At 49.1% G+C, this 11,962-nt stretch carries 10 protein-coding genes; 5 read left to right on the top strand and 5 right to left on the bottom strand.

Annotated features, from left to right (window positions below):
- Nucleotides 1-6: 6 nt before the first annotated feature.
- From gyrB to dnaA, 5 genes are all read right to left on the bottom strand, one after another.
- On the bottom strand, nt 7-1,968 hold the full coding sequence (gene gyrB / locus LHUE1_RS05405) for a DNA topoisomerase (ATP-hydrolyzing) subunit B (RefSeq protein WP_049171971.1): 1,962 nt from the start codon (nt 1,966-1,968) through the stop codon (nt 7-9).
- Between the two features lie 41 nt (nt 1,969-2,009).
- Nucleotides 2,010-3,128, bottom strand: coding sequence for a DNA replication/repair protein RecF (gene recF, locus LHUE1_RS05400; protein ID WP_049171969.1), 1,119 nt, complete (start codon nt 3,126-3,128; stop codon nt 2,010-2,012).
- Nucleotides 3,125-3,337, bottom strand: a complete 213-nt coding sequence (yaaA, locus tag LHUE1_RS05395) for a S4 domain-containing protein YaaA (RefSeq protein WP_047106738.1) — start codon at nt 3,335-3,337, stop codon at nt 3,125-3,127. Before yaaA ends, recF begins: the two co-directional genes overlap by 4 nt.
- Nucleotides 3,338-4,057: 720 nt before the next feature.
- On the bottom strand, nt 4,058-5,197 hold the full coding sequence (dnaN, locus tag LHUE1_RS05390) for a DNA polymerase III subunit beta (protein ID WP_049172403.1): 1,140 nt from the start codon (nt 5,195-5,197) through the stop codon (nt 4,058-4,060).
- Nucleotides 5,198-5,369: 172 nt separating this feature from the next.
- On the bottom strand, nt 5,370-6,719 hold the full coding sequence (gene dnaA / locus LHUE1_RS05385; RefSeq protein WP_049172401.1) for a chromosomal replication initiator protein DnaA: 1,350 nt from the start codon (nt 6,717-6,719) through the stop codon (nt 5,370-5,372).
- Between the two features lie 761 nt (nt 6,720-7,480).
- Between dnaA and rpmH the strand changes: the two genes are divergently transcribed.
- The 5 genes from rpmH (at nt 7,481) to mnmE (ending at nt 11,945) form a co-directional block, all read left to right on the top strand.
- Nucleotides 7,481-7,621: a 50S ribosomal protein L34 gene (gene rpmH / locus LHUE1_RS05380; protein WP_003568442.1), complete on the top strand. Its 141-nt coding sequence runs from the start codon at nt 7,481-7,483 to the stop codon at nt 7,619-7,621.
- A gap of 452 nt (nt 7,622-8,073) precedes the next feature.
- Entirely contained in the window at nt 8,074-8,430 is a 357-nt protein-coding gene (gene rnpA / locus LHUE1_RS05375; protein ID WP_010490327.1) for a ribonuclease P protein component, read from the top strand.
- Between the two features lie 29 nt (nt 8,431-8,459).
- Nucleotides 8,460-9,296: a membrane protein insertase YidC gene (gene yidC, locus LHUE1_RS05370; protein ID WP_010490329.1), complete on the top strand. Its 837-nt coding sequence runs from the start codon at nt 8,460-8,462 to the stop codon at nt 9,294-9,296.
- Between the two features lie 17 nt (nt 9,297-9,313).
- A complete protein-coding gene (jag, locus tag LHUE1_RS05365) occupies nt 9,314-10,081 on the top strand; it encodes an RNA-binding cell elongation regulator Jag/EloR (RefSeq protein WP_049172673.1) in 768 nt (255 codons plus the stop codon).
- A 475-nt stretch (nt 10,082-10,556) separates the two neighbouring features.
- Nucleotides 10,557-11,945, top strand: a complete 1,389-nt coding sequence (mnmE, locus tag LHUE1_RS05360; RefSeq protein WP_049172679.1) for a tRNA uridine-5-carboxymethylaminomethyl(34) synthesis GTPase MnmE — start codon at nt 10,557-10,559, stop codon at nt 11,943-11,945.
- The last annotated feature ends 17 nt before the right edge of the window (nt 11,946-11,962 follow it).

Here is an 11,962-nt window from a genome sequence, read left to right as displayed (position 1 = left end):
GGTCAATTACACATCAATATTGTTCGGGTCAACGAAGACCGCGTTTTCTTCAATGAATTTCCGCCGCGGTTCAACATGGTCGCCCATCAGCATTTCAAAAATGCCATCGGCTTCTTCCGCGTCTTTTGGCGATACCCGTAACAGGCGCCGCGTATCCGGATCCATGGTCGTCTCCCAGAGCTGACTGGCATCCATTTCGCCCAGTCCTTTGTACCGCTGAATATCCGGCTTCGGACTTGGCGGCAGTTGCCCCAGAATGTCTTGCAGCTCTTCATCGGAATCGATGTAGCGCATCATCTTGCCCTGCCGCAAGCGATACAACGGCGGCTGCGCGATATAAACGTAGCCGGCATCAAGCACTGGCCGCATGTAGCGATAAATCAACGTCAGCAACAAGGTGCGGATATGCGCCCCATCGACATCGGCATCGGTCATGATAATCAGCTTGTGATACCGCGCTTTGCTGATGTCAAAATCCTGACCGAATCCGGTGCCCATCGCGGTAAACAACGTACGGATTTCTTCATTGGCTAAAATCCGTTCCATCGACGCCTTTTCAACATTCAGAATCTTCCCGCGAATCGGCAAGATTGCCTGCGTCAAACGGCTACGACCGGATTTAGCCGAACCACCGGCAGAATCCCCTTCGACAATGAACAATTCCGAGATTTCCGGATCCTTACTGGTATTGTCCGCCAGTTTGCCAGGTAAGTTGGAGATTTCCAAGCCACTCTTCTTGCGGGTGACTTCACGGGCGCGCTTGGCAGCGAGACGGGCTTTGCTGGCAAGCATGGCTTTATCAATAATCAACTTGCCATCAGCCGGGTGTTCCATCAGAAACTTGTTAAAATGATCGGAAAATGTCCGGTCCACGACCGTCCGCGCATCCGAGTTGCCCAACTTAGTCTTGGTCTGGCCTTCAAACTGCGGATCAGGGTGTTTGACCGAGACAACTGCCGTTAATCCTTCGCGAACATCGTCGCCGCTAAGTGGATCATCGCTGTCCTTCAGTGCGCCAGAACGCCGGGCATAATCGTTGATGACGCGGGTCAGCGCTGTTTTAAACCCGGTTTCATGCGTCCCGCCTTCATACGTGTGAATATTATTGGCGAATGTCAGCAAGGTGCTGTGATAGTCGTTGGTGTATTGCAACGCAACTTCCACCGTGATGCCCTTATCCTGACCTTCCACATAAATCGGCTCTTGCAGCAGGTTTTCCTTTTTCTCCGTCAAAAAGTCGACGTAGGATTTCAGCCCGCCTTCATAGTGAAAGACCAGCTTCTCGTGGGTGGCTGCGCGCTTATCGGTAAACGTCAGCTTGAGGCCCTTGTTCAGGAACGCTAACTCGCGAATCCGGGTGGTCAGCACTTTATCGTCAAATGTGGTTGTCTCGGTGAAAATATCCGGATCTGGCAGGAAATGAACTTTGGTCCCGTGTTCATGTTCCGGCGCAGTGCCGATCACCTTCATCGGGGTATTAACCTTACCGCGAACAAAATCAATGTAATACCGCTTGCCGCCGCGGCTAACCGTCACGTCCAGATTCGTCGACAAGGCGTTGACAACGGAAGCGCCGACACCGTGCAACCCGCCAGACACCTTATACCCGCCACCGCCGAATTTACCGCCGGCATGCAAAATCGTATAAACGGTCTCCAGTGCCGGCCGACCGGTCTTCGCCTGAATATCGACCGGAATCCCGCGACCATTATCTGTCACGGTAACGCTATTGTCCGGATTGACTTCGACTTCGATTTGAGTCGCAAACCCGGCCAACGCTTCATCAATCCCGTTATCGATAATTTCCCAAACCAAATGATGCAGGCCTTGGCTGCTTGTGGAGCCAATATACATCCCTGGCCGCTTCCGAACCGCTTCCAGACCTGAAAGCACTTGAATTTGACTGGCATCATATTCTGCTGCCAGCTCTTCTTTCTTCTCTTCGGCCGATTCTTTCTTGTCCGTCACTGGTTATCCTCCTTAAAAACACGTTTCCCGATACAGCAAACCTACGCTTGTTTAGACAAAACCCCATCCTGCACCCGGAAAATGGCTGGTGCCGTGATGATTTCTTTTTGAATGCCATCCAGACTGGTGGTCGTCAGAAACGTCTGGACTTTGCTCTGAATGGCTTTAAGCAAGTGGGTCTGGCGCATCGCATCAAGTTCAGACAAAACGTCGTCCAGCAACAAAACCGGATACTCGCCAGTCTGATCTTTCATTAAATCGATTTCTGCCAACTTGACCGCCAAAGCCGTGGTACGCTGCTGTCCCTGACTGCCAAAATCGGCAACATTCTTGTCATTCACAATGAAGGCAACATCATCGCGATGCGGCCCGACTAGGCTGGTTCCCTGTTCGATTTCGCGTGCCTGCTGTTTTGCAAACAACGCACCCAACGCCGCATAAGCCGCTTCACTATTTTGTTGCGCCTCCGCATCAACCTGGGTCTGATACGAAAAGCGCAACGTTTCGCGTCCTTTGGTAATATCCTGCTGAATCGCCGCAGCATAGCCCGACATGGTTTGCAATAACTTGGCACGCGCGGTGATCAACTCGGCCCCAAAGGCAGCTAACGAATCCGTCAAAACATCCAAATACACAAGATCTTTGGCCTGATGGTACTTTAGCTGCTTTAAGTAGGCGTTGCGCTGCTTGAGGAACGTTTTGTATTGGCTCAGGTTATAGAGATATTTCGAGCTCATCTGGCCAAACTCCATGTCGATAAATCGACGCCGGCCAGCCGGGCTTCCCTTAACGATCGCCAAGTCCTCAGGGGCAAACAAAATGACATTGAAATGTCCTAAGTATTGCGACAGTTTCGATTGTTCGATCCGATCAATTCGGGCCCGTTTGCCTTGATGACTGATGACAAGCTCCAACTGATGGGTGCCGCTCTGCCGGGAAATCCGTCCGGAAACCCGCGCAAAATCGCCACCGAACCGAATTAAATCTTTGTCACTATTGGTTCGGTGGCTGCGGGCCAATGCCAAGACGTAAATAGCTTCAAGCAAGTTGGTCTTGCCTTGTGCATTCTCGCCTATCAGGACATTGATTTCCGGAGAAAAAGCCGTATCGACAGTGGCATAATTGCGATAATTCTTTAACGTCAAATGATCCAGCTTCATGCGCTCACGATCACATAAGTCTGACCGGCAACTTCAATCTGATCATCCGGATATAATTTCCGGCCACGACGGTCTTCGGCTTCACCGTTAACGGTTACCGGATTCTCGCCTAGATACCACTTAGCCGCACCACCGCTATCAATGAGACCGGCTTCTTTCAGAAACTGACCCAATGTCAAAAATGCGGTCGTGATTTTGATGGTTGTCATCGTCGTCGCCCTCCAATCCGAAAAGTACCGGCAAATCGCATCAAATCGCGCTTTGCCGCAGATGAACACATAACAATTATACCCTTTTGTACATTAAAAAACAATTCTAAACGGGCATTTAAGCGGCTCTGAGCCAATTTAACACCAAGACGCCCCCCTAGACTAAAAACCCTTAAAAAGCCCAAAAACAGCCAAATTTTCAATTCTACTGTTTTTAGACTAGCCTAAAGCCATTTTTAAGGATGCTTAGTTATGGAGGGCTTGTTTATAAATGACGTAATGGCGGTGAACTTTGCTGAAAAAAAGAGGATGAACCATAATTTTGTACGAACGTTCACAGATTAGTAAATTCCGAACGATTAAAAAATTTTAGGCAATAAGTTTCTTGCCGTGCCAAACTCCGCAATCTCCGGCCAGAGGGAGCTGGAACGCTGTGGGCACGACTTTGAGCCTCAGCAAAGCCCGCTGAGTCTCAAAGCTCGGCCTTGTACTACGCCGGGAAGATCGCCCGGCTAGTACAATTTCACAGCTGAGCCCCCTCTGGCCTACGATTGCTCCGCCTTGGCACTCATATCTAAAATAATTCCACCGGACTACCTCAGGAAAATAAAAAAAAGAACATACCCTCTAATCACTGCAGAGTATGTTCGTCCTTTATTGTGGCTATGAATTATGACTCAGCCTCTTTATGCTCGGTACTTATAGTTGCTCCATCGCGCTTTAGAACGTCCGCACTGGCGTAATCAGTTGGATGAACTTTTCCTTGTCTTCCGTCGGTACCAAGGTGAATGGGCGCAACGGGGCGGTGAAGTCAACTTCGATGGCGGTTTGGCCAAAGCCTTGGAGCGCATCCTTCATGTAGTCAGGATTGAAGGAGATTTCGAGATCCTCGCCGGTCAACTTGTTAAAGGTGAGGACTTCTTCGACATTCCCGACATCAGGCGAATTGCCGTAAATCGTGGCTTTTTGATCCGCAATGTTGAGCATCAACCGAACCACGTTATTGCTGCTTGCGTGACTCAGCAAACTGGCACGCTGAATCGATGCCAACAGGACCGGCGCGTCGAATTCGACTTGCGTGTTGCTCGACGTTGGAATCAGACGACTGGTATCCGGGTAATTACCTTCAAGCAACCGGGAATAAAAGGCGGTTTGACCGAAAACGAACAAAACCTGATTTTCGGCAATCCGGATTTCGATTTTTTCGACATCCTCGCTCAGCATCCGACTCAATTCGGTGAGGCTCTTACCAGGAATAATGATGTCGTAATTGGTGGTACTTGCACTCGGCAATGTCAGGGTTCGTTGCGCTAACCGATGCGAATCAGTCGCAACAGCCACCAACTGATCGCCCATAATCGTGAAATGCACACCCGTCAAAATCGGTCGACTTTCTTGATTAGAAACGGCGATAACTGTTTGATTGATCAACTGGCGCAGCACTTCAGCTGGGACGGTCAACGCTTCATCAGCGGTAATTTCTGGTAACCGGGGATAGTTATTAGCGTCCAAGCCGTTAATCGTAAATTCGGAAGCACCAGAGGTAATGACGGTTTGGAAATTATCTTTGACTTCCAAGGTCATTTTGTCTTCCGGCAACCGCTTGACGATTTCACTAAAGAAACGTGCAGGCAACACGATTTCTCCGGTGCTGTCGATTTGAAGATCGTTGTTCTCATCAGCAATATTGATACGTGATTCGATTGAAATATCGGCATCACTACCGGTGAGTACCAGCCCCGTATCAGTGAGGACGATTTTTAAACCAGTCAGGATCGGAATCGTGGTTTTGGTTGAAATAGCCCGGGCAACGTCATTCAAGGTTTTCAAGAATGTGGATCGGGTAATCGTAAATTTCATAAGAGCCTCCCGTACGTTTATTTATATATATAATATAAAGCTTTTTAAGTAATAGTAATAGGCCGTGTTCAAACTGTGGAAAACTTTGAGAAACAACAGCCGAAAAGTTATGCACCTGTGGATAAGTGCAAGGGATAAACTTGGCGGGTTTTCGCAGTTGTCCACAAGTGGATTATCCGCGATTTTTAAGAATATTTCGCAGTTCGACGACTTGGGCTTTAAGATCTTCATTCGTCGTCATTGTGGACATAATTTTTTCATGCGCGTGAATGACCGTGGTGTGATCTTTACCGCCAATTTCCTGGCCGATTTTCGGCAAACTATTATCGGTCATTTCTCGCGCCAGATACATCGCGATCTGGCGGGGAATCACAATTTGCTTGACCCGTTTCTTACCTTTTAGATCCTGCACGGTGACCTGAAAATACTTGGCGACAGCGTCCAGTATCTGCGCAATGGTCAGTTGGCCGCTGCGATCATCGAGTTTGAGCGCCTTTAACGCATCGGCGGCCAGGCTGGTCGTGATATCTTCATTTTTCATAGTAGAAAAAGCCTGGACACGCACCAAAGCCCCTTCCAAATCACGGACGTTACTTTCGATTTGGCCGGCAATGTAGGAAAGCGTGTCATCGGGAATGCTGAGATCTTCGGCATCGGCTTTGTTACGCAAGATGGCAATGCGGGTTTCAAGATCAGGCGGCGTCACGTCAACGGACAAGCCTTTGTTAAACCGCGACACCAGCCGCTCCTGCAGCTTAGGAATTTCGTTTGGCAGGCGATCGCTTGTGAGCACGATCTGCTTCATATTTTCGTACAGCGTATTGAACGTATGGAAGAATTCTTCCTGCGTAGCTTCTTTGTCGCCAAAAAACTGAATATCATCAACCAACAACAGGTCAACATTGCGATACTCCTGACGAAATTGCTCCTGCTGCTTGGTTTGAATCGAGTTAATGAAGTCGTTGGCAAAATTCTCGCTGGTGACATATTTAATGTTAGCGGCTGGATTATTTTCCAAAACCAGGTTACCGATAGCCTGCATCAAGTGCGTCTTGCCCAAACCGACGCCACCATAAATAAACAGCGGATTATACGTCGTGCCGGGAGCTTCGGCAACCGCTAACGCCGCGGCATGCGCCATTTGGTTGCCTTTGCCGATCACGAACCGATCAAACGTGTACTTCGGATTGAGATGCGTTTTCGCCTTAAAAGTCAGTTGTTGATCATCGTCATCGGCAGTTGTTGGTTGCTGATGCGTTGTGACCGGCTGTAACTCGTCTTTGGTCATGATCACCGGATCGACTTCAAGCTGGGCAAACTCGTAGACCCCTTCCACGACTTTGGTGACCAGATTTTTCTCCCAGTAAGCCTTATGCAACGATGCCGGAACTTCGATTTCGAGTTTATCTTTGGTTAATTTAACGGGTTTGGCTGTTTGAATCCATGTGCTGTAGCCGACTGGGGTCAACTCTTCACGGAATTTATCATTCAGGTAAGCCCAAAGCTCCTCTAAATTGGGCATAAGCGCCCCTCCTCTAAATAGCGGTTGTCATCAGCATCCAAAAAAAGCCGCCGATGACCAACATGTGGTGATACGCGAACATCGCATCAGCGCATAAAAAAACCACGGCAACTTCTATAGTTGTCAACAGGTGGATCCGCAAACGCTAAATGTGGTTTAACCTAAAATTGCCGACTTAAACACAGGCCGATCAAGATGGACAGGATTAAGTTCGGCTAACGAGTGAATATAATGGCTGGTTTTGGTTAGGTCGAAAAATGTTCTGCAAAAATAAGTTTAGCATTGCGGAACCGAGTTTTCCACAGAAACCACAGTTTTCCACAAACAAAAATTCGCGAAATAAACAAGGTGCGAACAAATTATCCCCAACCCTGAGGACACCTACACCACACTAACCAGAAAAATGCAGTTATGCACATGTTGTCTGTGGAACCGAAACCTTGTAGCAGTAAGTGTTTCACAAGATATGAACAGGCTTCTGACAGCTTGTGGATAACTATATCAACACCCATGTGATTCTGCGAATTAGCTGTGCGCTATTTGTGCATAACAATTAAGATCGCTTTTTGCGATACACAACTTATCCACAGGTCAACCAACAACAGTGAGTAACTGTCAGAGCAGCAAAAAGCCCAAAAAAAGATCCACCATGTCAGCGAAAAAACCTTGACGCAGCTTGCGTCCTCGTGTAAACTCGGATGATGTCTGATAATGCAAGTCATCTTAAAAAGATAAATCGGGTTTTATAGGAGGTGTCGTCAATGACAACCAAACGTACTTTCCAACCAAAGAAACGTCACCGCGAACGTGTTCATGGTTTCATGAAGCGAATGAGCACAAAGAACGGCCGCAAAGTTTTAGCACGCCGTCGCGCTAAAGGACGTAAAGTATTATCCGCCTAAGCCACTGACCGCGTCAGTGGTTTTTTTAAGAGCGCGAACAGGCCCGGTTAGAAACCGGAGTGTAAGTGGCCTTGGGCGTGATGGCGGTCTTTGCCATTGCGACCAAGGTCCTTACACGCAGGTTTCTGGGCCTGTGAGCGCGTTTCGGGGAGCATCGGCAAACAGGCTGGTCTTTGGCCATTTAGGGCTGAGGTCCTTATGTGCAGGCTTCTGCGCCGGTGAGCGCGTTTCTACGAGAGCATTCGGCCAACCGCTCACCTGCACATCCCCCGAAACCAAACCCCACCAGCCATCCAATGAACGGCAATGACCCGATTGTTGGTCGTTGCCGTTCATTTTGTTCGTCACCTGATTTCCCATCCACCATATAAAATCGGCAGTCACCTGCTGATACATATAGGAAAACATCAACTCGTCTTGTATACTTAGAACCAGATTGTGAGGGAGCATCATTGCGCAAGTCGTATCGGATCAAAAAAGAAGCTGAATTTCAAAATGTGTTTGACCACGGCGATTCGGTTGCCAACCGCAATTTTGTGATCTATCACATGAAACGGGATCAACCCCATTTTCGGGTGGGGATCTCTGTAGGCAAAAAAGTCGGCCACACCGCCGTGATGCGAAATCAGATTAAACGCTATATTCGCCAAAGCTTGCTTGAGTTAAAACCCGACATTGATCCGCAGACCGATTTTCTGGTCATTGCGCGTAAGTCCGCTAACCAGCTTGATATGGCTGAGACCAAGAAGAACCTGATTCATGTCATGCGCTTGGCGGGCATCCTGAACGAAGATATCGAGGTCATCTGACCATGCTTAGGTTAAGAGAGGGATTATTTGTGAAAAATCGTCAAATCAAACGCCTGCTTGTCATTGTGAGCATGCTGAGTCTGGTATTCATTCTGACCGCCTGTGGCACGGCGCCGGTGTCAGAACATAGTACCGGATTCTGGGATCGTTATGTCGTTTACACGGCCGGCCAATTTGTTATCTGGCTGGCAAATCTGTTTGGCGGCAACCCCGGTGTCGGGATTATCGCCTTCACCCTGATCATCCGGATTTTGATTTTCCCGTTGAGCTACCTGTCCATCAAGAGTATGGCCAAGCAACAGGAACTCGCTCCGCAGATGAAAGAGCTGCAGCAAAAATACAGTTCTAAGGACACGGAAACTCAGACCAAGCTGCGTGATGAAACCCAGAAACTTTATGCTTCTGCGGGCGTCAATCCAGTGATGGGTTGTTTGCCAATCGTGATTCAGATGCCATTTCTGATTGCGCTGTATCAAGCGATTCTGCGAACAACATCGCTGCAATCCGGAACGTTCCTATGGATGAACCTGTCCAAACCCGATCCATGGTGGGTGATGCAGATTCTGGCTACCTTATTTACATTAGGCACCAGCATTTTATCCATGATGGCTCAGCCAACCCGCAACTCAAGCAGTTGGATTATGATGATCATTTCGCCGCTGATGATTTTTGTTTTCTCAGTAACCTTACCAAGTGCGCTGGCCATTTACTGGGTTGTTACCAACGCCTTTTCAATGGTTCAGCAGTTACTGATTCAAAACCCATTCAAGATTCGGCGCGAGCGTGAAGAAAAAGCGCGGGCGGAAAAGGAAAAAGAACGGGCACTCAAAAAGGCGTATAAGAAAGCGACCAAACGGCGTAAATAACAACGGGAGGAAGCAAGATGCCAACCTTTCAAGGCAGTACGATTCAAAAAGCCATCGAAACCGGGCTGAAGCAACTTGGCTTACCACGTGATGCGGTCAGCGTTCAAGTTGTTCAGGAAAACAAGAACGGCTTCCTAGGCTTCATGCGTAAACCGGCCATTGTCAATCTAAAACCATTGGAGCCACCAGCCGATCCTGCGCCTGATCCGAAAGCCGACCATGATCCTGCGGGCAAATCAAGGCCGGGCAAGCTTGCAGTGGCATTAACCGACACTGCCGGCAAGAAAATTGCCAGTGCGTTTAACGATATCACCACTAAAAAGCGCGACAATCAAACAGCGCTGGCGATGGTGCAAAGCTATCTGGAAGATATCACCACCGGCATGGGAATCAAAACGCAAGTCACCAGCGAACGTCAGGGCAACACCGTCAACTTCCAACTCAAAACCGATGAGGAAGGGCTGTTAATCGGCAAACACGGCAAAATTATCAATGCCATTCAATACTTAGCCCAGACCGAGTTTAACCATTATGCCAAAAGCAAATGGACGATCATGCTGGATGTTGGCGATTATCGCGAACGCCGCCAAGCCACCGTTACACGTTTAGCCGAACGCACAGCACGTGAGGTTCTGGCAACCGGCAAGGCGATCTACTTAGATCCAATGCCATCATTCGAACGCAAAGCCATTCACACGACCCTAGCCGACAATCAATACGTCGACACCCATTCCGAAGGCGTCGACCCCCGCCGTTACGTCGTGGTCACACCAAAACGACCGTAACTAACTTTTGACAAGCAGCGTTGATTTAAGTATGATGGTCACAGTTTAATAACGATGAAGTAGTCAAAGTGCTTTATCCAGTCTCTCCCAAACAAGGGAAGAGACTGGATTCGGCACTTTTTTTGTGAGCGCGAGCCGGCGCGTTCAGAAGCCGGAGTGTAAGTGGCCTTGGGCGTGATGGCCCGATCTTGGCCATTGCGACCAAGGTCCTTACACGCAGGCTTCTGCGCCGGGGAGCGCGTTATGAAGTGAGCGTGAGCCAGCCCGGTTAGAAGCCGGAGTGTAAGTGGCCTTGGGCGTGATGGCCCGATCTTGGCCATTGCGACCGAGGTCCTTACACGCAGGCTTCTGGGCTGGCGAACGCGTTATGGAGAGCCGCGGACAAAACGACCCACCCATAGCTTCAACCAATGCCTCCAAACCATCCCAAACCTACCCAACTCACAAACCATCAAAAAAAGGAGAGTCTTCCGTTATGTCCACATCTATCACTGCTTACGACACCATCGCAGCGATTTCGACACCGCCTGGCGAAGGTGCGATCAGCATTGTCCGGCTCAGCGGCGAAACCGCCGTCACAACTGCCAACAAAGTCTTCAAAGGCAAAGACCTCACGCAGGTCAAAAGTCATACGATTCACTATGGCCACATTGTCGATCCGGAAACCGGCGACTTGATTGATGAAGTGATGGTGAGTGTGATGTTGGCGCCAAAGACGTTCACCCGCGAAGACGTGGTTGAAATCAATTGTCACGGCGGCATTGTTGCGACCAATCGCATTTTGCAATTATTGCTTGGCGAAGGGGCCCGCATGGCCGAGCCAGGCGAATTTACCAAACGGGCCTTTTTAAATGGCCGGATTGATCTCACTGAAGCCGAGTCGGTCATGGATCTGATCCGGGCAAAAACGGATCGCGCCATGCAGGTCGCCGTTAATCAGCTTGATGGGAATCTGCACACATTAATTAAACGGCTACGGCAGGAGATCCTCGAAGTGTTAGCCCAGGTCGAGGTCAATATCGATTATCCCGAATATGATACAGACGAAATGACGACCAAAATGCTGCTTGAAAAAGCACAAACCGTCAAAAAAGCCATCGAACAGCTGCTGACAACAGCCAGCCAAGGAAAAGTGCTACGCGAAGGCTTGGCGACAGCGATTGTCGGTCGCCCGAATGTGGGTAAAAGTTCGTTGCTGAATCATATGTTGCATGAGGACAAGGCCATCGTGACCGATGTTGCCGGTACCACGCGGGATGTGCTGGAGGAATACGTTAATGTGCGCGGTGTTCCGTTGAAGTTGGTCGACACTGCCGGCATTCATGACACCACCGATAAAGTCGAAAAAATCGGCGTCGAACGTTCGCGGCAAGCCATCACGCAGGCGGATCTGATTTTACTGGTATTAGACCAAAGTCAACCTCTGACTGCCGAAGATCGCGAATTGATTGCGGCGACCGCGGACAAAAAACGCATGATTGTCCTGAATAAACAAGACTTACCCAAGCAACTCGACACAGATGCGCTGTACCAATTAGTAAAGCCCAATGAGGTCATCAAAACCGCCATTCCTACCAGTGATGGGATGGACGAACTTGATGAACGGATCGCCAAACTCTTCTTTGGCGGCATTGAAAACAGTCAGGGTACCGTTATGGTCTCGAATGCTCGGCAAATCGGCTTACTGCGCCAGGCTAGCAAAAGTCTGGACGCGGTCATTGCCGGTATCGATGCCGGGATGCCGATCGATTTGGTGCAAATTGATATGACCGCAGCGTGGGACAAACTTGGGGAGATTACCGGTGAAAGTGCCCCGGATGAATTGATTACCCAGTTATTCAGTCAATTTTGCCTAGGTAAGTAATCCTTAATGTGATGAGA

The organism is Lacticaseibacillus huelsenbergensis (assembly GCF_029726355.1).
GTDB lineage: Bacteria > Bacillota > Bacilli > Lactobacillales > Lactobacillaceae > Lacticaseibacillus > Lacticaseibacillus casei.
This window is presented reverse-complemented; position numbering and strand designations above follow the sequence as displayed.

Bases quoted from the DNA above. Each gene is read 5' to 3' on its own strand.
- recF (WP_049171969.1), bottom strand. From the start codon at position 3,128: ATGAAGCTGGATCATTTGACGTTAAAGAATTATCGCAATTATGCCACT.
- yaaA (WP_047106738.1), bottom strand. From the start codon at position 3,337: ATGACAACCATCAAAATCACGACCGCATTTTTGACATTGGGTCAGTTT.
- dnaN (WP_049172403.1), bottom strand. From the start codon at position 5,197: ATGAAATTTACGATTACCCGATCCACATTCTTGAAAACCTTGAATGAC.
- dnaA (WP_049172401.1), bottom strand. From the start codon at position 6,719: ATGCCCAATTTAGAGGAGCTTTGGGCTTACCTGAATGATAAATTCCGT.
- rpmH (WP_003568442.1), top strand. From the start codon at position 7,481: ATGACAACCAAACGTACTTTCCAACCAAAGAAACGTCACCGCGAACGT.
- jag (WP_049172673.1), top strand. From the start codon at position 9,314: ATGCCAACCTTTCAAGGCAGTACGATTCAAAAAGCCATCGAAACCGGG.
- mnmE (WP_049172679.1), top strand. From the start codon at position 10,557: ATGTCCACATCTATCACTGCTTACGACACCATCGCAGCGATTTCGACA.